The sequence below is a fragment of the Microbacterium wangyouchuni genome (assembly GCF_051546305.1).
Taxonomy (GTDB): domain Bacteria; phylum Actinomycetota; class Actinomycetes; order Actinomycetales; family Microbacteriaceae; genus Microbacterium.
This window is the reverse complement of the sequence record NZ_JBPTMA010000001.1, coordinates 172,182-192,468: the sequence shown is the minus strand read 5'-3', so window position 1 is coordinate 192,468 and position 20,287 is coordinate 172,182. Positions and strand designations below refer to the sequence as shown.

20 protein-coding genes are annotated in these 20,287 nt (G+C 65.3%); 12 read left to right on the top strand and 8 right to left on the bottom strand.

What is annotated here, in order from left to right:
• Positions 1-22: 22 nt before the first annotated feature.
• Entirely contained in the window at positions 23-2,128 is a 2,106-nt protein-coding gene (locus tag ACSS7Z_RS00975) for a chymotrypsin family serine protease (protein WP_438252549.1), read from the bottom strand.
• Positions 2,129-2,403: 275 nt separating this feature from the next.
• On the opposite strand from ACSS7Z_RS00975, the gene ACSS7Z_RS00970 reads away from it, so the two are divergent.
• Entirely contained in the window at positions 2,404-2,826 is a 423-nt protein-coding gene (locus tag ACSS7Z_RS00970) for an META domain-containing protein (protein ID WP_438252548.1), read from the top strand.
• A gap of 127 nt (positions 2,827-2,953) precedes the next feature.
• Entirely contained in the window at positions 2,954-3,709 is a 756-nt protein-coding gene (locus ACSS7Z_RS00965) for a hypothetical protein (protein ID WP_438252547.1), read from the top strand.
• A gap of 16 nt (positions 3,710-3,725) precedes the next feature.
• Here ACSS7Z_RS00965 and ACSS7Z_RS00960 read toward each other — a convergent pair whose 3' ends face one another.
• The 5 genes from ACSS7Z_RS00960 to ACSS7Z_RS00940 form a co-directional block, all read right to left on the bottom strand.
• Positions 3,726-5,201 carry a lipase maturation factor family protein gene (locus tag ACSS7Z_RS00960; RefSeq protein ID WP_438252546.1) on the bottom strand — a complete coding sequence of 492 codons (1,476 nt, stop codon included), beginning with the start codon at positions 5,199-5,201 and terminating at the stop codon, positions 3,726-3,728.
• A 133-nt stretch (positions 5,202-5,334) separates the two neighbouring features.
• Positions 5,335-6,249: a glycine betaine ABC transporter substrate-binding protein gene (locus tag ACSS7Z_RS00955; RefSeq protein WP_438252545.1), complete on the bottom strand. Its 915-nt coding sequence runs from the start codon at positions 6,247-6,249 to the stop codon at positions 5,335-5,337.
• A 103-nt stretch (positions 6,250-6,352) separates the two neighbouring features.
• Positions 6,353-7,285, bottom strand: coding sequence for an ABC transporter permease (locus tag ACSS7Z_RS00950; protein WP_438252544.1), 933 nt, complete (start codon positions 7,283-7,285; stop codon positions 6,353-6,355).
• Positions 7,285-8,592, bottom strand: coding sequence for a quaternary amine ABC transporter ATP-binding protein (locus ACSS7Z_RS00945; protein ID WP_438252543.1), 1,308 nt, complete (start codon positions 8,590-8,592; stop codon positions 7,285-7,287). Before ACSS7Z_RS00945 ends, ACSS7Z_RS00950 begins: the two co-directional genes overlap by 1 nt.
• A gap of 335 nt (positions 8,593-8,927) precedes the next feature.
• Complete coding sequence (locus tag ACSS7Z_RS00940) at positions 8,928-10,154, bottom strand: class I SAM-dependent methyltransferase (RefSeq protein WP_438252542.1); 1,227 nt, start codon at positions 10,152-10,154, stop codon at positions 8,928-8,930.
• A gap of 217 nt (positions 10,155-10,371) precedes the next feature.
• Here ACSS7Z_RS00940 and ACSS7Z_RS00935 point away from each other — a divergent pair, with 217 nt between their 5' ends.
• The 6 genes from ACSS7Z_RS00935 (at position 10,372) to ACSS7Z_RS00910 (ending at position 14,942) form a co-directional block, all read left to right on the top strand.
• Positions 10,372-11,025 carry a TetR/AcrR family transcriptional regulator gene (locus tag ACSS7Z_RS00935; protein WP_438252541.1) on the top strand — a complete coding sequence of 218 codons (654 nt, stop codon included), beginning with the start codon at positions 10,372-10,374 and terminating at the stop codon, positions 11,023-11,025.
• Positions 11,022-11,984 carry an ABC transporter ATP-binding protein gene (locus ACSS7Z_RS00930; RefSeq protein WP_438252540.1) on the top strand — a complete coding sequence of 321 codons (963 nt, stop codon included), beginning with the start codon at positions 11,022-11,024 and terminating at the stop codon, positions 11,982-11,984. Before ACSS7Z_RS00935 ends, ACSS7Z_RS00930 begins: the two co-directional genes overlap by 4 nt.
• Positions 11,977-12,777, top strand: a complete 801-nt coding sequence (locus tag ACSS7Z_RS00925) for an ABC transporter permease subunit (protein WP_438252539.1) — start codon at positions 11,977-11,979, stop codon at positions 12,775-12,777. The genes ACSS7Z_RS00930 and ACSS7Z_RS00925 overlap by 8 nt, the downstream gene beginning before the upstream one ends.
• 193 nt (positions 12,778-12,970) lie before the next feature.
• The gene (locus ACSS7Z_RS00920) at positions 12,971-13,366 is read left to right on the top strand and encodes a GntR family transcriptional regulator (protein WP_438252538.1); all 396 of its coding nucleotides are present in this window, start codon (positions 12,971-12,973) and stop codon (positions 13,364-13,366) included.
• Complete coding sequence (locus ACSS7Z_RS00915) at positions 13,363-14,256, top strand: ABC transporter ATP-binding protein (protein WP_438252537.1); 894 nt, start codon at positions 13,363-13,365, stop codon at positions 14,254-14,256. The genes ACSS7Z_RS00920 and ACSS7Z_RS00915 overlap by 4 nt, the downstream gene beginning before the upstream one ends.
• A complete protein-coding gene (locus tag ACSS7Z_RS00910; RefSeq protein ID WP_438252536.1) occupies positions 14,256-14,942 on the top strand; it encodes a hypothetical protein in 687 nt (228 codons plus the stop codon). The genes ACSS7Z_RS00915 and ACSS7Z_RS00910 overlap by 1 nt, the downstream gene beginning before the upstream one ends.
• A gap of 154 nt (positions 14,943-15,096) precedes the next feature.
• Here the strand turns inward: ACSS7Z_RS00910 and ACSS7Z_RS00905 are convergent, their stop codons facing one another.
• Positions 15,097-15,687: a winged helix-turn-helix domain-containing protein gene (locus ACSS7Z_RS00905; RefSeq protein ID WP_438252535.1), complete on the bottom strand. Its 591-nt coding sequence runs from the start codon at positions 15,685-15,687 to the stop codon at positions 15,097-15,099.
• Positions 15,688-15,761: 74 nt separating this feature from the next.
• Here ACSS7Z_RS00905 and ACSS7Z_RS00900 point away from each other — a divergent pair, with 74 nt between their 5' ends.
• A complete protein-coding gene (locus ACSS7Z_RS00900; protein ID WP_438252534.1) occupies positions 15,762-17,060 on the top strand; it encodes an MFS transporter in 1,299 nt (432 codons plus the stop codon).
• A gap of 179 nt (positions 17,061-17,239) precedes the next feature.
• Here the strand turns inward: ACSS7Z_RS00900 and ACSS7Z_RS00895 are convergent, their stop codons facing one another.
• Positions 17,240-17,458: an SCO4848 family membrane protein gene (locus tag ACSS7Z_RS00895; RefSeq protein ID WP_438252533.1), complete on the bottom strand. Its 219-nt coding sequence runs from the start codon at positions 17,456-17,458 to the stop codon at positions 17,240-17,242.
• An 81-nt stretch (positions 17,459-17,539) separates the two neighbouring features.
• Between ACSS7Z_RS00895 and ACSS7Z_RS00890 the strand changes: the two genes are divergently transcribed.
• From ACSS7Z_RS00890 to ACSS7Z_RS00880, 3 genes are read left to right on the top strand one after another with little or no spacing between them, the layout of a single operon-like run.
• Positions 17,540-18,157 carry an RNA polymerase sigma factor gene (locus tag ACSS7Z_RS00890; RefSeq protein ID WP_438252532.1) on the top strand — a complete coding sequence of 206 codons (618 nt, stop codon included), beginning with the start codon at positions 17,540-17,542 and terminating at the stop codon, positions 18,155-18,157.
• Positions 18,150-18,596 carry a hypothetical protein gene (locus tag ACSS7Z_RS00885; protein ID WP_438252531.1) on the top strand — a complete coding sequence of 149 codons (447 nt, stop codon included), beginning with the start codon at positions 18,150-18,152 and terminating at the stop codon, positions 18,594-18,596. Before ACSS7Z_RS00890 ends, ACSS7Z_RS00885 begins: the two co-directional genes overlap by 8 nt.
• A 51-nt stretch (positions 18,597-18,647) precedes the next feature.
• Entirely contained in the window at positions 18,648-20,234 is a 1,587-nt protein-coding gene (locus tag ACSS7Z_RS00880) for a S8 family peptidase (RefSeq protein WP_438252530.1), read from the top strand.
• Positions 20,235-20,287: the final 53 nt, after the last annotated feature.

Sequence of the window (20,287 nt, the reverse complement as noted above, 5' to 3'; positions counted from 1 at the left end):
CCCGCCTTTTACTCAGTGCTTATCAGCCTTCGATCAGCTTGCGACGACGAATCGTCAGAAGCGTGATGCCACCGGCGAGCAGAACCAGGGCACCAGCCGAGGCGCTCAGGGGCACGATCATGTCCGTACCGGTCGTGGCCAGGTTGTCGTCCTCGCCGCCGTTGCCGCCTTCGCCACCGGGTGCCGGAGGCGTGGTGGGCTCAGGTGCCGGAGGCGTGGTGGGAGCCGGAGCCGGCTCGACGAGAACCAAGAACGCGAGGCTCACGGGTGCGGATGCGACGCCCTCGATGCTCTGCGTTGCAGAGACCGTGTAGGAGCCGGGCTGCAGTGCAGCGTCGAACTTGACGGTCCACTTGCCATCAACGACCTCAGCCGGGTAGGAGCCGCTCTCAGCAGCCAGGGCTGCAGGCTCGGCGCCGTTGAGCTTCACGGTAACAGTTGCACCGTCGATGCCCGTGCCTGAGAGGGCGGAGGGTCCGTTGTCGTGCGCGAACGTGGTGCCGTTCGTGATCGAGGTCACGGCAGGCGCCACCGGGACAACCGAGAAGGCCGAAGTTGCGGCATCCGAGGTGTCGTCGTTGGCGGTCTGCACAACGCTGACGCTGTGCTTGCCGTACTTGAGCTCGAGGCCCTTGATGGTCCAGTTGCCCGAGCCGTCGACCGTGGTGGTGTAGTCCGTGCCGTTGACCGTTGCAACAACCTCGGCACCGGGAAGACCGGTTCCGCTGACTGCCGTAACGGTGCTGTCGATGCTTGCACCGTCAGCAGGCGAGGTGATGACCGGAGTCGCGGTAGGTGCGAACTTCGTGGTCAGCGAGTAGGAAGTGGTCTCCGACTTGCTGTAGCCGCTGGATGCGACGAGCTTGTAGTCGTAGTCACCGGGTGTGCCGGGAGCCTTGAACGAGAACTCGCCGTTGGAAACGGAGACGTTGAATGCATCGCCGACACCGGAGACGCGAACCGTCTTGGCACCGGGCGCCTTGCCCGTGATGGTCGAGCCGACGATGGCGGTCGAGCCGCTAGCCGGGTCGGTCACCGTGGGAGCATCCACGTCGAGAGCAACGGTGTAGCCGTTGGTGTGCTCAAGGCCGTGGACGAGGGACGTTGCCCAGGTCCACTGCTCCTGGTCAGCCGAAGCTTCGACGCCACCGCTGATGAGACCGACAGCCGTCGTGCCCTGGATGACAGCGCCACCCGAGTCGCCGGGGCCTGCGACGGTGTCGCTGGAGAAGCCGCGAACCCAGCGGTCCTCGATCTTGGCCCAGCCGTCGAGGAGGTCGTTTTCATCGATCGTTCCAGTGGTGAACCCGGTGGTACGGCCACTCTTGCTGACATCACCGTGAACCGGTGCGCCGACGCTCTTGACTGCAACAGTGCCTTCAGCGAGCGAGCTGAGGTCTTCGCCAGCCGTGGTCCAGTTGGTCACAGCGGGAAGCGGGTTAAAGTCACCGGCTTCGTTGAGCGTCATAACAGCGATATCGGTCGCGTTGACGTCGCCCTGTGCACCGGTCGTGTTGTTCGGTCCACCGAACTGACCGAAGGTGAACGCAGCGAGCGCGGTAACTGCATTAGGAACCTCGAACCCGGGGCCGCCGACGGCAGGCTCCTCCGAGGGAACCGAAAGCGCGGTCAGGTCGTAAAGGTCACCAGAGTTGAAATCGAGCGAGCAGTGGCCGGCGCTCAGAAGCGCAGGGACACCCTCCGGCGAGAAGGCCGAGAAACCGACCGAGCAGGCACCGAGGCCGGCACCAGTGTCGATCAGGTAGCCCTGACCACCGACGATGTCATCGCCTGCGAAAAGCTTCGGGGTTGCCACGATCGTGACGACCTTTGCACCGGTGATGTCGGCTGCATCGGTAAAGGCCTTGACGGCTGCATCGTCGGTCGCAGCCTCGTCGCCTGCGACAACGACAACATCTTCACCAGCGGCGTTCACGCCGAAGGCAACGACCTCCGCTGCTGCGGCTGCATCGTCGACGGCTTCAGACGGCGCGTCTTCCGACGCGCCCGGCGCCTTAAGAGTTGCGTCGGCCTTCGGCTCGTCCGCAGCGTAAGCAGGAGCCGCGAAGAAGAGCCCCCCTAGGGCAATCGTCGTAGCCGCTGTCAAAGCCAGCGGGCGACGTACCATCCCTCTGTTCTTCATAAAGTCGATGTCCTTCATCTGTAGCGAATAATGGTCCCGAAGCGACAAACTGCTCGTCGTTCCTCAGAAAATCGCGGACTCCATGCCCGCAGCGCGAACACAGAAACCTCCGCAAGACTACCCAGCAAACTCACAGAAGCCAACAGTAGATCTCCGTTCTGTCACATGTATGGGGACTTCTCCCCACTTCTTGGCTCGGTTACAACGGTTCACTCAACCTTCCCGCTCGTCTCCAGGTGGGGCCGACTACGATGACGTCCATGCGCACACGAACCCCCAGAATCCTCACGCTGGCCGCGATGGTCGGTGCCGCCACTCTGCTCATCACCGGCTGTGCTGCCGGTCAGACACCGGGATCCGCACCCACATCCTCAGCAGACCCGAATGACCCCGTCGTCGCCGAACTGCTCGGGTCCTGGGGTGAGGATGCCGCAGGGCAACCGCACCTGGAATTCACCGTCGACGGCGAAGTAAAGGGCAGCGACGGCTGCAACGGAATCTTCACCAACTTCACTGTCGAGGGCGACCAGATCGACCTCGCGCAGTTCGCTTCCACGCTGAAGGCTTGTGAAGGTGTCGATGACTGGCTGCGCGGCGTTCGTGCGGTCGAGGTCGACGGCGACGTTCTCGTGGCCTTCAACGACTCCGGCGAGAAGCTCGGCGAACTCACCCGCGCCGAGTAACGCTCCGCACTGCTTGCGAGTGGGCGCGCGTGGCTCGATTTCTCCGGAAACTTGAGCCACAACTACCCACTCGCACCTGGTGCCGGGGACGGAGGGGAAACGGGCGGCGCAGTAGGCTGGGCGCATCATGGATGAGTTCTTCCGAGGCCTGTGGAGCTTCGCCACCGATAACTGGTGGCTGATCTTCCCGATCATGGCGATGGGCGGCGGTGCCGCAAAAGCCTGGGAGCAGAGCGCAAAGCGGCGGCATCAGCGCCGGATGGAAACGCTGCGGATGAAGGGCGAGCTCAAGGCCGCTCAGATCGCTGCCCGTGGTTCCAGCGGCCCCGTCAGGAACGCACCGAAAGAGATCGACTCCGACGCTCGGCTGCCGTCGAATCAGCTCCTGGAGCGACTCTTCGCCGAGCACGACGAGATCACCGCACGCTGGCTCGACTACGAACTCGACGTCGCCAAGCTCATCGCCTTCCCCGCTATGAGCGATGGGCGCCAGCCACTGACCGCGGCGTTCCTGCGGGCGAAGAAGACCGCAGATGCTCTGCGTCCGGCATCCGCTGATGCCAAGGTGAGCGAGCAGCAGATCACCGAATATCTGGATGCTGTCGGCAACTACGCCGTCGCATTCGAGATCGCTGAGAAGGATGCCCGGCGCCTGCGCGATTCGACCTTCACGGAGCCTGAGCGCAAGAAGCTCGACCGTGCACAGAAGCTGTTGAAAGTCGCTGTGGACGAATCAGCCACCCAGGCTGAACGCAACCTCGCCTATAAGCGGGTGCGGGACGAGCTCGAAGGCCTGATTGTGCTGTCCGATGAAGCCGTGCAGGTGCTCGAGAAGCAGGTCGCGCGGGAGATCGCCGCGCCTCGGCCACCTACCGAGGGTTGAGACCGGCAACTGCCCCTCACCCCGGCAGCTGCGCCGGATGCACCACCATGCGCCGCCGATCGCGCACCCAGACGACGCCGTCGGCTCGCCGCTCCGCACGCGTGGCGAAGCGGTACCGGTATGCCACCGCGCGCACCCACTGCGGCCGCTCCCCCGCGAACGGATCGTGGCGCAGCAACGCGAGCGTCGGGGCATCCGCTTCGAGCAGACGAGCCAGGAACCGGGTGAACCAGTCGTCGAGTGAGTGCCCGAGCGGCAGGAACCACATCAGCCAGTCGAGCCGCAGATGGTACGGAGCGAACTGGCGCGGCACGCGCCGCACGTCTCCCGGCTTGCCTGTGAATTCGTACTCGCGCCAGTGGGCGGCATCCGGATCCTCATCGAGCGTCCCCTCGACGACGATCTCGATCCGCTCCTTCGTCACCGTGCCGAACGCGCCGTAGGCGTTCGCGAGCTGCCAGCGGTTGAAGCTCGCATTCATCAGCTGACGACGGGCGAACAGGTTTCGAAGCGCGGGCCAGCTGAGCGCAAGATAGAGGATGCCGACGGCCGAGGTGATCACGACCCAGTAGAGCGGGAGAGAGCCTTCAGAAGGGCCACCCCCGCCGAATCCCGGCAGCCCGATCGCCGAGAACGCGAGCACCACCGTCGCCCAGTTCAGCCAGGCGAAGTTTCCCGTCACCACGAGCCAGAGCTGTGTCAGAAGCACAATGCCACCGGCGACCGCGCCGACGATCGCGGAGCCTTCGACCAGCTGCGGAGGAGCTCCCGGGAGCAGCCCGAGCAGCGGTGCGAACAGGAAGAACGGCACCACCAGCTGCGCGAAGTGATTGCCCAGCACCTCACCCTTGTGAAACCAGCGCGGCAGCAGATGCGCCTGCCGGCTCAGCGGCCCCGGCATCGGCTGCGTCTCATGGTGGTAGGTCAGGGCGGTGAGATCGCGCCACTCGCGCCCACCACGAATCTTGATCATTCCCGCACCGAACTCCAGGCGGAACAGCAGCCACCACAGCAGCACGATCACCACGGTCGGCGGCGGCTGATCACCAGAGCCGAGGAACGCCACGAGGAACCCGGCCTCCAGCAGCAGCATCTCCCACCCGAAGCCGTAGAAGCTCTGGCCGATGCTGGTGATCGACATGTATCCGAGCCAGAGCGCCAGGAAGCACACCATCGGCACCCAGGGCGGGCCGAGCTGCGGGATGCCGACGACGAGGACCACTGCCAGGACGATGCCCGCCCAGCAGAGGACGGCGAGACGCCGATCGGTATAGCGGATGCGACCGAACAGGGTCGGGCGCAGCATCCGTCTTCTCGGGTTCGAAGACGATGCCCACTCGAGCAGTTCCGGGGCGGGCAGTAGTCCCCGCTCGCCCAGCAGCGGTCGGAACTGGTTCAGCGTCGACACGAACGCGACCAGGTAGAGCGCCGCGATGCCCCGTTGGAGCACTTCGCGAGCAAATCCGAAGTCGACAGCGGCGAAACCGTCCATATCGGCCAGGCTACGCCGCTCAGGTGCCGCTCGCATGGGAGGAGAAAGCAGCGATGGGCGGAGCCTCCACTCGGAAAGCTCCGCCCATCACTGCGAACTCCGCCCGAGGCTGCGCCCGGGGGAAATCAGAAAATCAGGAGGTCAGGCCGTCGACCCACTCCTGGTTCTCGTCCATCCAGGTCTGGACAATCTCGGTGTAGTCAGTGACGTCTTCTTCACCGGAGTTGTACATGGCGTTCTCCAGCGAGAACAGCACGTCCGAGTCCATCGTGAAGTTGCTCATCCACTCGAAGACCTCGGGGAACTCCGACTCGAAGTCCTTCTTGGCGATCGTGTGGATCTCCTCGGCGGCGCCCAGGGTCTCCTCCGGGTCCTCGAGGTCCTTGATGTCGAAGGCGTCGTAGGCCCAGTGCGGACGCCACAGCGTCACGGCCACGTTCTCACCGGCGTCGAGCTTCGTCTGAAGCTCGGCCAGCATCGCCGGGGTCGACGAGGTGATGAAGTCCATGCCCTCAAGACCATAGGTCGGGATGGTGTTGTCCTGCGTGGCGGCGGTGAGGCCGGCGCCCGGCTCGATGCCGATCAGGCGGTTGTCGAACGCATCGGCGTTCTCCGCGAGCTCTTCGAGCGAATCGATCGGAGCATCGGCGTTGACTGCGATGGTGAGCAGTGCGTCGTTGTTCCACGAGCCGAGGTCAACGATGTCGTCGCCGAACTGCTCGAAGTAGTCCGCGTGGGTGAACGGCAGCCAGCCATCCAGCGCGAGGTCATAGGTACCGTCCGCGACGCCGGCGAAGACCGGGCCTGCGTCGGCGTATGCGAGCTCGACGTTGTACCCCTGCTCCTCGAGCACGAGCTTCCAGACGTACGAAGCCGCCTCGCCCTCGGGCCAGCCGTTGAACACGCCAATGGTGATGTCCTTCGACGCAGGAGCCTCGCCCGCGTCGTCGTTGTTGTCTCCGGCATCCGAACCGCTGGCGCAGCCGGTCAGTGCGAGAGCTACCGCCGAGCCCAGTGCAAGGGCGCTGAGAAGGTGTCGCTTCTTCATGATCGTTCCTTTCCTTCCGCGTGCTGTGTCGCGGATGTTGGGGATATGCCCACGGGGTGCCGTGGGTCGTCAGCACGCAGAGCGTGCGTCAGTCTTGAGGAATTCAGGGGGTGCCTGCGGTCGTCGTTGCCTTTTCGTCCGCAGCATCCGCCATCGGTTTCGTCGAAACCCGGCTGGACTTGCGCGTGCGGCCACGCCCACCGAAGCCACCGGTGATGCGGTCGAGGATCATCGCAATGACCACCACAGCGATACCCGCTTCGAAGCCGAGCGGAATGTTCACCGAACTCAGCGCCTGCACGATCGGGCGGCCGAGGCCGGGGGCACCGACCATGCTGGCGATGACCGACATCGACAGCGAGAGCATGATCACCTGGTTGACACCGGCCATGATCGACGGCATCGCCAGCGGGAGCTGGATCTGTCGAAGGATGCGACCGGGCGTCGCGCCGAATGCGTGACCGGCCTCGACGACCTCCTGGTCGACCCCGCGGATGCCGAGCTCAGTGAGCCGAACGCCGGGAGCAACGGAGAACATGATCGTCGCGACGATGCCAGGAACGGGCCCGACGCTGAACAGGAAGATCGCCGGAAGCAGATAGACGAACGCGGGCATCGTCTGGAGGAAGTCCAGAATCGGACGCACGATGTTGGAAACGGTCTGCGAACGCGCAGCCCAGATGCCCAACGGAATCGCGATGATCGTCGCGATGAGCACGGCGACAACGGTGAGTGCCAGCGTCAGCATGGCATTCTCCCACTGCGCGACCGTCATGATCAGCACGAGTCCGATCACCGTGCCGAGCGCGAGCTTCCATCCCTTCGCCGTGTAGGCGATGAGGGCGAGCAGGATGATCACCAGCCAGCCCGGAGGGGCAGTGAACAGCCAGGTCGCACCCTCGTACACGCCGGTGAAGACCGTCGCGATGAAGTCGAAGAGCCAACCGAGATAGTCCTGCAGGAAGTTGATGAGCTCCTTCACCCACTTACCCAGCGGGATGCGAGCGCCGTCAGTGATCCATTCAATGATGTTCATCAGCGGTTGCCCCCTTCGATACCGGCACCGGCCGGGGTGGCGGAAGCCTCAGCTGCGGCATCCACCAGCGGGGTGAACTGAGCAACCATCTCGATCGGAGTCTGAATGATGGGCATCTCCCGGGTGGTGGGTGCGACGTTGCCGAGCGCCGCGAGCAGGGTCACCCGCGGGATGACTCCGATGAGTCGGCGCTTGTCATCGATGACCGCGAGCGGGACAGGCGTCTCGACCGCACGCTCGACGATGTCGGTGAGCAGGTCGTCAGGGCCCACGGTGAGCACGGACTCGTCCACGATCTGACGCACATCAGTCTGACCGGCCTTGACCGCGCGGATGACGGCGCGGTCGGTGACCACACCGACCAGACGGTTGTTCTCGACCGCGAAGACCGCGCTCGCCTGGTATTCACGCAGCGTCCGCAGCGCGCCGCGCACTCCCGCACTGATCGGAGTTGTGAGGTGCGGCGGCTCCATGACGGCGCTGGCGGTGAGCACGCGCGTGCGGTCGACGTCCTGCACGAACTGGGCGACGTAGTCGTTCGCCGGGTCGGTGAGGATCTCCTCCGGAGTACCGTTCTGCACGATGCGCCCGTCGCGCATGACCGCGATCCGGTCGCCGAGGAACATCGCCTCGTTCAGGTCGTGCGTGATGAAGATGATGGTGCGGCCGAGCTCTTCCTGCAACTCGACGAGCTGTTCCTGCATCTCGCGCCGGATCAGCGGGTCAAGGGCACTGAACGCCTCATCCATGAGCAGGATGTCACTGCCTGCGGTGAGTGCGCGGGCAAGACCGACGCGCTGGCGCATTCCGCCGGAGAGCTCATCGGGGAAGGAGTCGGCCCATTCGGCCAGTCCGACCTTTCCGATGATCTCGCTGGCGCGCGCAAGACGTTCTGTCTTGCCGACGCCCTGGATCTCCAGCGCGTAAGCGGCGTTGTCGATGACGGTGCGGTGTGGCAGCAGGGCGAAGTGCTGGAAGACCATCGAGACCGAAGAGCGGCGGATGTCGCGCAGTTCGGCCGGGCCGGCCTTCGTGACGTTGCGTCCCTGGATCGTGACCTCGCCGGCTGTCGGGTTGAGCAGTCCGTTGAGCATGCGGATGATGGTGGACTTGCCCGATCCGGACAGGCCCATGATGACGAAAATCTCGCCACGCTTCACTTCGAAGCTGGCGTCGATGACGGCGGCGGTTCCGGCATCCATCACATCGGTGCGGCTTTCGCCGCCCTTCAGCCGACGGACGGCCTGGTTCGGATTCTTCCCGAACACTTTGAACAGATTGCGCGCAACTAGTGCGGTTTCGGTCACGTTTCCCCCGGCGGCTCACCGACTTTTCGGGTTTCGGGAGCCCACTTCGGTTACGTCCGGGACGAGTTCACAAGGCCGTTCGAAATTGCTGCATCGCGGCACTGACGGCGGAATTCGGCTCCGCCGCAAGAACATCGACCGTACGTCCACGCCTCTTCGCAGCACAGCTCATCGAATGAAGGACGTGACCGCGGACTGGTCATCAGGCCAAAAGGCCTACGTTTCAACGTAACAAAATGGCCGGTCAGGGGCAAATCTCGATCCGGTCACGACGCTTGTTTTTGTCGCGTGAACGGGAGTTCTGTCTAATGTCGACAATCTGCGCGTATGCGAAATTAGCGCCGAATGCTTCGCGTGACGGTGAACTTCGGCGTGCGCCGGAGCTGCTCCGTGGGTCCGATTATGCGTCCGAGTTCGGCCCGATAGCCGAGTGCGGAGTTGTAGACCGTGAGCAGTTCTCCACCAGGGCGGAGCAGGCGAGCGGATGCCTCGAACAGCCGCGTGGCAGCCCCCGCGTGGATGCTGGCACCGAGGTGGAACGGCGGGTTCAGCAGGATGAGATCGGCGGATGCGTCGGCAAGCTCTGAACCGGCGTCATCATGCGTGACCGTGACGCGGCCCTGGATGCCGTTGGCCACCATGGTGGCGCGAGCCGATGCCACGGCCGCGGCCGAGCGATCAGTCGCGGTGATCCGAGCTTCGGGGTGGCGCAGCGCGTAGTACGTGGCAAGGGCGCCGGTGCCGCAGCCGAGGTCGACGACGTGCTCGCCGCGCATAACTCCTGAACTTTGCGCCTCGGAAGCGGGTGCATCAGCATTTCCGGCCGGAATGGGTGCAGTTCTCAGGAGTTGTGAACCGGCAGAGTCGGAGAGCACCTCCAGCAGCACCCGGGTTCCGATGTCGATGCGGTTGGCGGCGAACGCGCCGCCGTGGGCGACGAGCGTGAGCCCGGCCCCCGAACCTGTCGACGGGTCCGGATGCTCCGCGCGCTGTGGATATGGCGGCTGATCCGGCACGGGCCGCGGCCCCCGCGCAATGATGAGCCGTGACTTGCGCTCAGCACGCTGGGGCTGCACCTCGGCGAAACTGCGGCCGAGCACCTCATTCTGCGCGAGCGTCATGTGCTTGACCCGCCCTCCGGCCACCAGGGTCACATCGGCTGCAGCCCAGCGGGCGACGGCATCCGTGATCTCCTCCAACTCGGCGAGGGACTTGGGCAGCTGCAGCAGCACGAGCTTCGCCCCATCGAGCAGCGACGCGTCGAGTTCATGGGATGCGAAGCCCGTCAGCTCGAGCGCTTGCGCGTTGTTGGCCAGCGCCCGACGCCCGGTGGCGAGATCCTGATGCACGCGGATGCCCGTGAACCCAGCATCCGTAAACGCCAGCGTGATTGCACCGTACTCGTCGCCGATTACGGCGATCTCGGAACCACTCAGCCCAGTTTCTTCGACCAGCGCGAAAGCGCGCTCGACCAACAGCAGATCGGTGGCGTCGTGGGCCTGCAGATTGTTCGCCTCGACATCGGGAAATCGGCGCAGGCGGTCATAGGCAAAGTCGGGCACCTCCCCAACCTACGCGCCCGCGACCGCCGCTACGCGCCTTCGTGCTCCGGCTCGAACCCCGCCATCGACGCGTGCACAACTCCTGAGGTTTTCGCGCCGGCGAGGGCTGAAACTCCATTTTCGCCCGAATCCCGCACAGTTCTCAGGAGTTATGACCCCACCGCGCAGAGAGTGCATACCCTTGACAGAGGCTGAACAGGTGTTTAGTCTGCTGTACATGCGTTCAGTACCTGATGACCTCACCGCTCGCGCTCGCATCCGCGACACAGCCATCGTCGCCTTCGCTCGCGACGGTTTCGATGGGACGAGCCTACGATCCATCGCTCGCGAGGCCGAAGTCAGTCCAGCCCTGATCGTGCATCACTTCAGCGACAAGCAGGCGCTGCGTCGCATCTGCGACGAGTACGTCGCCGGCATCTTCACTGACGAGTCGCATGAGCTGATTAATGCCCCGACGAGCGACCGCATCCGCGCCGCCCTGAACGACCTCGACCGCTACGGCCCCTACATCGACTACCTCGGACGCATGCTCGTCGACGGTTCACCCGCCGCAGATCGGCTGTTCGACAGCATCCTCTCCGGCACCCGGAAGGTGCTCGACGAGCAGAACGCCGCTGGCCTGCTCGAACCGATGAGCGACCCAGAGATGACCACCCTCATCCTGGCACTCATGGGGCTCGCACCCGTCGTGATGCGCACACAGATCTCCCGCGCATTAGGCGCCGACTACCTCAGCCCCACAGGTCTCCTGCGCTCGACGCTTCCGACCATGGAACTGCTCACCCACGGCCTTTACGCCTCCGCCGCGTTCCTGGATGCAACGCGCACAGCGTTGGGCGCCTCTCCCGTTCCCGAGGAGGAACGACCATGACCGCCGCCGTAGAAACCCGAGCTCTACATAAAACGTATGGCCAGCGCGTCGCCCTGCACGAACTCGACCTGCGCGTGCAGGAGGGGAGCGTGTTCGGCCTGATCGGGCCGAATGGCGCTGGTAAAACGACCACGATGCGAACGCTTATCGACACGATTCGGCCGTCTTCCGGCACCGTACGGGTGCTCGGCGAGGACCCGCGACAGGGAGGCGCGGCCCTTCGACGGCGCATCGGCTACGTCCCCGGCGAACTGCACCTCGAGGGGCGCGCGAGCGGCCACCGACTGCTGTCGTTCTACGCCGAGGTGTCCGGACGGCCGGGCGATGCAGCATCCACTCTGCGAACAGCGCACGATCTCGCCGACCGGCTCGGCGTCGATCTGAACCGTCCTGTGCGCACGCTTTCGAAGGGCAACAAGCAGAAGATCGGACTCATCCAGGCGTTCATGCACCGCCCCGAGCTCCTCATCCTCGACGAGCCGACCAGCGGACTCGACCCACTCATGCAGCGCGAGTTCCTGCAGCTCGTGCGCGAAGCGCGTGCTGCCGGCCAGAGCGTGCTGCTCAGCTCGCACGTGCTCAGCGAGATCCAACAGACCGCCGACGAGGTCGCCGTCCTCAGCGCGGGACGCATCGTCGCCGACGGCCCGGTCGCCGCGCTTCGCCTCGGATCGGTACGCCGGGTGCGCGTCATCGTCGAGGGCACGGATGCTGCGGCGGCCCGCGCCGCGCTCGAAAGAGTGCCGGGAATCGACGCGCTGGAGGCCACCGCCACCGCCGCAGACGTGCAGGTGTCAGCGACCATCGAAGGGGCGATCGACCCCCTCGTGAAGCTACTGGCGCAATACGACGTGCGCGAGCTGACCGTCGAGGAGCCTGATCTCGAGGAGTCCGTGCTGCGACTGTACGGGGATGCTTCTTCCTCGACCCCCGGCGGCGAAGAGGCTGACCATGCGTAGCATCCTGCCGGTATTTCGGCGCAGCATCCACGAATCATGGCGCAGCCTTCTCGGCTGGTCGATCGGCATCGCCGCCGTCCTTTTCCTCTACTTGCCGATCTACCCCACGTTCGGGGCCAGCGATCAGATGACGGAGCTGATCGACTCGCTCCCGAAACAGTTGGTCGACACGCTCGGGTACAGCCAAATCGCCACCGGAGCCGGCTACACCGAGGCCACGTTCTACGGGCTGATGGGCTTCCTACTGCTGACTATCGCAAGCGTCATCTGGGGATCGGCCGCGCTCGCCGGCGCCGAGGAGTCCGGACGCGCCGAACTCGACCTCGCCCACGGCATCGGACGCATGCAGTACGCCTGGGAATCCGGGCTCGCCGTGCTGGTGCGGCTGCTGTGGCTCGGCGCGTTCTCGGGCCTCGTCGTGTGGGCGCTGAACGGACCGAGCGAACTCGAGCTCGACCCCGTGCGCCTTGTCGGCGCCAGCGCCGCGCTGACCGGGCTCGCCTTCCTCACCGCTGCCGCAGCTCTCTTCGCGGGAGCGGCGACCGGGCGCAAGATCTGGGCGACCGGCGTCGGTGCCGGCATCGCCGTGCTCGGTTACATTCTGCAGGCACTGGCGAAGCAGTCGAGTGACCTGGAATGGCTGAACGCGCTGTCGCCGTACGCGTGGGTGTTCCGCCAGTCCCCTCTTGCTGAGGGTGTGGATGCCGCTGGGCTCGCGCTCACCTGGGGGGGCGCGCTGGCTCTTGCCGCGGCATCCGCCCTGGCGCTGCGCGCTCGCGACCTCCGCGGCTGACGACCGCGGCCCGGTCGCCGGTGCATAACTCCTGAGAAATTGAGCCGGGCGGGCCCGATCAGACCGTGGCTACGTCAACAGTCGGCAGGTCTCAGGAGTTGTGCAGGGCGCGGTTTGCTCGAGGACTTGACACACACTCGGGTTAGATGGTTAGTTAGTCGAGTAAGTAACCGACCAACTGCAGGAGGAATGCGTGATTGAAGAAGGAAAGCCCCTCTTCCTCCAGATCGCCGAGCAGATCGAGGACTCGATCCTCGACGGCTCACTGGAAGAGGAATCCCAGGCGCCCTCGACGAACGAGCTCGCCTCCTTCTACCGCATCAACCCCGCCACCGCCGCGAAGGGAGTCGCAATGCTCACCGACAAGGGAGTGCTGTACAAGCAACGAGGCATCGGCATGTTCGTCGCCTCCGGCGCCCGCGAACTGCTGCTCGGCGAGCGCCGTGCGGCCTTCGCCGACCGTTACATCGACCCACTGCTCGCCGAAGCCCGCACGCTCGGGCTCGGCGCCGAAGATCTGGCAGCCCTGTTGCGCGAACGCGCTGCAGCAGGTGCATCCGAAACCACTACCGAAGGGACGCCCGCATGACCGCCGTCATCGAGGTGAAGAACCTCACCAAGCACTACAAGCAGACGAACGCGCTCGACAACGTGTCGCTCTCGATCGAGGGTGGCTCCATCTACGGGCTGCTCGGCCGCAACGGCGCCGGCAAGACGACACTCATGTCGATCCTCACCGCTCAGAACTTCGCCACGTCCGGCGACGTGAAGGTGTTCGGCGAGCACCCGTACGAGAACGCCCGCGTGCTCAGTCGGGTCTGCTTCGTCCGCGAGAGTCAGAAATATCCGGATGATGCGACTCCGGGCCACGCGTTCCGCGCCGCTCGCCTCTTCTTCACGAACTGGGATCAGGGTCTGGCCGATCAGCTGATCCGCGACTTCCAGCTGCCGATGAAGCAGACGATCAAGAAACTCTCGCGCGGGCAACTCTCGGCTGTCGGCGTCATCATCGGCCTCGCCTCGCGTGCCGAGATCACCTTCTTCGACGAGCCCTACCTCGGCCTCGACGCCGTAGCCCGGCAGATCTTCTACGACCACCTACTCGAGGACTACGCCGAGCATCCTCGAACGATCATCCTTTCGTCGCACCTCATCGATGAGGTCTCGAATCTCATCGAGAAGGTCATCGTGATCGACAGCGGCACGATCCTGCTCGATGAAGACACTGACACGCTGCGTGATCGCGCCGTCACCGTCGTCGGCGATGCGGCGAAGGTCGATGCCTGGGCCACCGGCCGAGACATTCTGCATCGCGAAGCGCTCGGACGCGTGGCATCCGTCACCGTGCTCGGGCATCTGTCCGACGCCGAAAGGGCAGAGGTCTCGGCATCCGGGCTCGACCTCGCACCCGTCTCACTGCAACAGCTCATCGTCCGCTTGACCCAGAAGGCCGGCGCAGAAACTCAGGAGGTTCGCTGATGTCCCGCACACTGAATGTCATCCGTCTGCAGTTCATCAACAAGCAGACCTTCATCTGGGTGCCGCTGATTGTTCTGGGCGGCGCCGTGCTCATCTCCGTTCTCATCTACGCGATGATCCCCATCGACACCCCGAAGTACGGTGGCGGCGGGCAGGCTCCGCTCTGGGTGTTCTTCGCCGTCGGCATGTCGGCGATGACACTGACCTTCCCGTTCTCCCAGGCGATGAGCATTACCCGGCGGGAATTCTTCCTCGGAACGATGCTGACGGCGATCCTCGCGAGTGGCCTGATGGGGCTGATCTTCCTCATCGGCGGCGGTATCGAGCTGCTCACGAACGGCTACGGCGTCAACGGCTATGTGTTCCACCTGCCGTGGGTGTGGGAGGCCGGACCGCTCGGGGCCCTCATCGTCTACTTCACCCTCGCGCTGTTCTTCTTCGTCGTCGGATTCACCGGCGCGACGATCTACAAGAGCTGGGGACCCATGGTGCTGACGATCGCGAGCGTCGCACTGGCACTCGTCCTGGTCGGCATCGCCTTCCTCGTGACGCGGCTCGAACTGTGGGAGCGGGTCTGGATCGGAATCCTCGACCTCGGAGCCGTCGGGCTCGCGCTGTGGGGACTCGTTGCCATTGTGGTGCTGTCCGCGGTCTCGTTCCTGGCATTCCGGCGGGCGACGCCGTAGGGGTCAGGGGCTTGGCGACGGCTCAGCCGTTCATAACTCCTGAAGAATCGGCTCGATCGGGTGCGTACAGCCCCTGATCGGGCCGATTCTTCTGTTTTTCAGGAGTTGTGCACGCGCGGCAGGCGCGGCAGCGGCAGCGGCGCGGAGACGCCCGTCAAATCGTGTCGTCGGCCCCGATGATGTCGAGAGTCCAGACGCGGCCGTCGGGATCATCAGGGTCGTGGGCGTCTGCGATCTCGTGGATTACGTCGTTGATGCGGTGCTCGATCTCACGAAACTCTGCCTCTGTCAGCCGCAGATTGCGCTGCGAGAAGGTACCGTGCACGGCCGGGTTTCGACCCGCAACATAATCGGGCGCCCACCTCATCACCCGCCGCACCATGTCGAAATGCTCATCGACAAGTGACGCCATGAGTGCATTTCCCAGCACCTCGTCCTCGACCGGATGTTCGGGGGACCCGACATTCCACGCCGCCTCCACGGCCTTCCACACCCGATCACGCTTGTCGCGGGCATGCTCGGGCGCCTCTTCGATGAGGTCGGCATCCGCGAGGACGCGCAGGTGAAAGCTCACGCTGTTCGCTGGAACGCCGAGATCAGCGGCGATGTCGGCAGCACGAGCGTGTCCCCGTGCACCGACGGCCTTCGCGATCCGGCGTCGGAGCGGATGCGCGTACGCCTTGAGCATCGCCGACGTCGCATTTCTCGCGTCGGGATGCACGGGCTTCGGAGATTCATCCGCCATGCCTCGATCCTATCCGCACCAGAAATTGCGCAAGAACAATTGCGCAATAGAGCGTGCGCATCTAGTATCGACCCATGACCACCACGACCCCACCGCATCGGCTCACGCGTAATGGCCGCTACATCACCTGGCTGATCAGCGACACAGCCAAGGGTCTGGCCAGTGCACTGTTCGGCTTCGCGATCCCGCTGATCGTGCTCTTCGTCACGAATGACCCGGCCCAGGCCGGCATCATCGGCGCGGTCGGCATGGCAACCCGAACCATCACCACTCTGTACGGCGGCGTGCTGGCCGACCGCCACCGCCGCATCGTCATGATGGTGCTCGGCTCGCTCATCGGAGTGGTGCTGTCTGGCGCATTCGTGATGCTCGCCCTCGGCGACGCCCTCACGTTCACGACGTTGCTGGTCATCGATGTGCTCCTCGCCGCGCGGACCGGCCTCTTCGACGTCGCTGGCGAGAGTGCGTTGAAGGAGATCGTCCCGGATGACGCGATGGGCCGGGCTCAAGCCGCGAACCAGGGTCGCAGCGCCGTGCTGGAACTGGCCGGCGGGCCGCTCGGTGGCGTGCTGCTCGCAGCCGGCGCCTGGCTGATCGGCGCGGCCATGGCGCTGTGCCACGTGATCGCGGCCGTGACGGCGTGGATGCTGCAGCGAACAGCATCCACTTCGCCTGTGCAAGATCCGGACGATCCGGATGCCGGAAAGCCCGGAGCGGATGCGGGAAAGCCCAATGCGGTACGGGAGATGAGGGAGGGGTTTCGCTGGCTGTTCTCGCGTCCCGACCTGCGGGGCGTGCTGTTCGTGGCGACGATTGTGAACCTCGGCTTCGCCACCGCGATGACGACGATCATCTATGCACTGCAGCAGGCAGGACACTCCACCATCACCATCGGATTCCTCGGCACCGCGGCCGGAGTCGCCATGCTGCTCGGTGCCCTCGTCGCACCGGCGCTGGTGTCGCGGGTGCGGGCGAGCGTCATCATCATCGGCGGTCTCAGCGTCTCGGTTTGTGCAGTCTTCGGCATGATTCCGGCGCGTGAGCCGCTGGCGCTGGCCGGCGTCCTCGCCATCACGGTGTTCTTTATCCCCGCGGTGAACTCCGCGCTGATGGGCTACTTCATGGTTGCGACCCCGACCGCACTGCTCGGACGCGCAAACAGCGCCAGCGCCGTGCTCGGAATGGGCGCCATGCCGCTCGCACCACTGATCGCCGGATTCGGACTCGCGTCGATCGGGCGCGAGGGCACGCTCATCACTGCATCCGCTCTGTGCGCCTTATCGGTGCTGCTCGCGCTTTCCAACCGCGGCCTGCGCGCACTCCCGGTCGAGTCCGGTTGGAGGGCGCACGCCCGTCAGTTCGAGACGACCTGACCCGGCCCCGGCAGGCGGTGCCCGGCACAGTTGTCGGCCCAGATCACGCCTGCAGGCCGAGATCCTCAAATCCGCCCGACAGGCGTGCCAATCGACCTACAAGTGTGACGCGTACCTGTGGCGCACCCGATGCACGCCCGGCAAAACAGCAGTGACCTCGGCGACAACCGAGACCCCGACTAAAGCACCCCGACGAGAGCGGCCACCCCGGCGAGCACCGATACGAGGGCGATCACCAGCGCGAACGCGATGAGGATCGCATGCACTTTGAGGAACGTCGTGGCCTTGCCGTCAGCATCCCGAGCCCGCGGATCATCCACAACCCGCTTGTAGAACCGGGGCCACACGATGACGTTGAAAGCGGCGTTGATGAACAGCAAAACAGCAAGGGCGATCACCCTCCCAGAGTAGCCGCGCGGGTCACGATGTATCACCGACGACTTGCCGTGCTCCTAGTAAGTGTGAGCACAATGATCATCATGACCGACGCCTCGCCCGAGGGCGCCGTCAGCGAGGATTCGCCGCGCTGGGAACGCGCCGCGCATCTGTTCGCCGACTGGCGCTCCGGAAACGCGCGCGCCATGGACGACCTGGTGCGCCTGATGACCCCCGTGCTCTGGCACGTTGTGCGCGCCTATGGACTGGAGCGCATGCTCGCCGAGGACGTCGTGCAATCCACCTGGCTCTCCCTCGTGCGCGGGCACGAGAAGATCGCTGATTCTCGGGCGGTGTCGAGTTGGCTGACGATCACCGCACGACGCGAGGCCTGGCGGGTTTCGAAGAACCATCGACGTACGGATGCCACCCCCGACGAGACCCTCGAACCGCTGCTGCCTGTGCAGGAGTCGACGGAGTCTCAGGTCGCGGCATCCGATGAGTCTCATCGCCTGTGGCGCGCCGTCGGCACTCTCGATGCCCGCTGCCAGCGGCTGCTGCGCGTGGTCGCCTTCGATGATCGTCCGGACTACGCCCGGATCGCCGCCGATCTCGAGATGCCGATCGGCAGCATCGGACCCACCCGCAAACGGTGCCTGGCGAAGCTGCGCACCGCCGTGGTGCACGCGGGCCTGACCCCGGAAGGGGGCGATGATGACTGACTCTGACGACGTCCTGCTCATGCGTCTGCGGACGGCAGCAGAAGAGATCGATCCGCTGCCCGATGGCCTCGTCGACCGCATGATCACCGCAGTCGCGGTGGCCGACCTCTCGCACGAGTACGCGCTGCTCACCCTGATCGAGAACGCCGATTCGCCCGTGCGCGGTGAAAGCGAGACGACGACGCTGCAGTTCAGCGACGGGACGACCAGCATCCTGCTGCACGTCAGCCGCGGCGAGCGCGGACAGCGCCGCGTGGACGGCTGGGTGGATGCCGGCGCGGTCGAGGTGCGTCTCACTCAGGGGACACAGTCCTGGAGCGCCATCCCCGGCGAGCAGGGCCGCTTCGTCTTCACCGATGTTCCGGCGGGCCTCAGCCAGGTGCTGCTCGTCACCGGCGAAGGAGCCACAGACCTGCGCACCCCGCAGTTCGAGGTGTGAGCGGTCGTTCGGGGGACACAGCGGCGGTGACGCCGACAGAGAGGGAGATCAATGGAGCAGCCCAAGGGTTGGAGTTGGCGGGATCGCGCCGAGGGCTCGATCCCGCGCGGAAAGGCGCTCGATCCGACCGTCGACGCCGTGGTCGGCATCCGCGCATATCCAACGGCATACCTGCCGGATCGGATGCTGATCGCCGAACTCCCTGACGATGAGAATGGCGCGTACAACCGCGATGTGCGCGCGCTCACGCAGGCGGCCGGAGCCTTCGGCTGGCAGCTGCTGATCGAACCCGGAGACGTGATGCGGGCCGGCCAGCGAGACGACATGCTGCCCGGCATCCCCGGGTTGCATCGCGCCCTGCTGACCACCCCCGATGTTCCCGAGGAGGGCGAGTCGCCCGTGGCGCCGGATGCCTGGCGTGTGCTGCAGCGGGCGCGCCGAATCGTTGGCGACCCGATGCCACGTGCCGGTCTCGAACATGTTCTGGCGATTGATCCGGTAGGCCTCAATCCGTTCACCAGGACCAACCCGTTCACCCGGACCAACCCCTTCACCCGAACGAACCCGCTGCGCGGCGAAGGAGCGGTGGGCAGTGACGATTATCTGGCACCGGGCCGCGGTGGCAGGCAACCGATCGCCTGGGTGGGGGCGGCTCCGGTGCGCAGCGCGGGATCCAGAAAGCAGCGCCGTGCGGTGGTCGCCGTTCTGGACACCGGATGCGGCGAGCACGAGTGGCTGCCCGATGACATCGTGACGCGGCGCATCGAGCTCGACGGCAGCCCGATCGGGCTGACCGGCGATGACGATCCGGAACGCTACCCCGATCTGTACGGCCAGCTCGACGGTGAGATCGACGCGGTCGCCGGGCACGGCACGTTCATCGCGGGGCTGATCCGCCAGACGGCTCCGGATGCCGACATCCTCTCGATCCGCGTCGCCGGGTCACTGGGTGTGGTCGATGAGAGCACGTTCCTGCAGGCTCTGGCGGCGACGGTGGAGTTGCAGCGTCGATTCGTGCACGGCCTGGATGGCGGGCATCCGATCGATGTGCTGAATCTGTCGCTCGGTTACTACCACGAGACCCCGTCGGACGGACAGTTCTCCCTCGTGCTGCACGATCTGTTGCGGGCCGCGCGGGAGCTCGGCACCATCGTGGTGTGCTCGGCAGGAAATGATGCGGTCGATCGTCCGTCGTTTCCAGCATCGCTGTGGGCGTGGCCGGGTGCGGACAACGGATTGACTCCGGATGCTGCGCTGCCGCTGATCTCGGTCGGAGCACTGAACCCGTCGCTGAAGTCGCTGGCGCTGTTCTCGAACGTCGGGCCGTGGGTGCGCGCCTATGCACCCGGGGCGATGGTCGTTTCAACCACTCCGGCGTTCGTCGGCGGGGCGCAGGCGACCACCCGCTCGGACATTGGCAAGCTCGAACGGCAGACCGTCGACCCCGATGACTACCGCGGCGGCTTCGCCGCGTGGAGCGGCACGTCGTTCGCGGCACCGTATGTTGCGGGCAAGATCGCGGCGCTGCTGGCCGAAGTCGTGACGCCGCAGGGGGCGGCGGAGCCGGCTGGGGCGCGGAAGGCCGTGGATGCGGTGTTACGGATGTCGGAAGTTGTTACATCTGTCGGAGACATTTGACCAAAACCTCCCGCGTTCGTAACAGGCTCCGACATTCGTAACAGGCCCCGTCG

Coding starts and splice junctions, on each gene's coding strand:
- ACSS7Z_RS00925 (WP_438252539.1), top strand. CDS start 11,977: ATGCGTAGCATCCTGCCGGTATTTCGGCGCAGCATCCACGAATCATGG.
- ACSS7Z_RS00950 (WP_438252544.1), bottom strand. CDS start 7,285: ATGAACATCATTGAATGGATCACTGACGGCGCTCGCATCCCGCTGGGT.
- ACSS7Z_RS00880 (WP_438252530.1), top strand. CDS start 18,648: ATGGAGCAGCCCAAGGGTTGGAGTTGGCGGGATCGCGCCGAGGGCTCG.
- ACSS7Z_RS00910 (WP_438252536.1), top strand. CDS start 14,256: ATGTCCCGCACACTGAATGTCATCCGTCTGCAGTTCATCAACAAGCAG.
- ACSS7Z_RS00905 (WP_438252535.1), bottom strand. CDS start 15,687: ATGGCGGATGAATCTCCGAAGCCCGTGCATCCCGACGCGAGAAATGCG.
- ACSS7Z_RS00970 (WP_438252548.1), top strand. CDS start 2,404: ATGCGCACACGAACCCCCAGAATCCTCACGCTGGCCGCGATGGTCGGT.
- ACSS7Z_RS00975 (WP_438252549.1), bottom strand. CDS start 2,128: ATGGTACGTCGCCCGCTGGCTTTGACAGCGGCTACGACGATTGCCCTA.
- ACSS7Z_RS00890 (WP_438252532.1), top strand. CDS start 17,540: ATGACCGACGCCTCGCCCGAGGGCGCCGTCAGCGAGGATTCGCCGCGC.
- ACSS7Z_RS00960 (WP_438252546.1), bottom strand. CDS start 5,201: ATGGACGGTTTCGCCGCTGTCGACTTCGGATTTGCTCGCGAAGTGCTC.
- ACSS7Z_RS00955 (WP_438252545.1), bottom strand. CDS start 6,249: ATGAAGAAGCGACACCTTCTCAGCGCCCTTGCACTGGGCTCGGCGGTA.
- ACSS7Z_RS00930 (WP_438252540.1), top strand. CDS start 11,022: ATGACCGCCGCCGTAGAAACCCGAGCTCTACATAAAACGTATGGCCAG.
- ACSS7Z_RS00885 (WP_438252531.1), top strand. CDS start 18,150: ATGACTGACTCTGACGACGTCCTGCTCATGCGTCTGCGGACGGCAGCA.
- ACSS7Z_RS00900 (WP_438252534.1), top strand. CDS start 15,762: ATGACCACCACGACCCCACCGCATCGGCTCACGCGTAATGGCCGCTAC.
- ACSS7Z_RS00915 (WP_438252537.1), top strand. CDS start 13,363: ATGACCGCCGTCATCGAGGTGAAGAACCTCACCAAGCACTACAAGCAG.
- ACSS7Z_RS00965 (WP_438252547.1), top strand. CDS start 2,954: ATGGATGAGTTCTTCCGAGGCCTGTGGAGCTTCGCCACCGATAACTGG.
- ACSS7Z_RS00935 (WP_438252541.1), top strand. CDS start 10,372: ATGCGTTCAGTACCTGATGACCTCACCGCTCGCGCTCGCATCCGCGAC.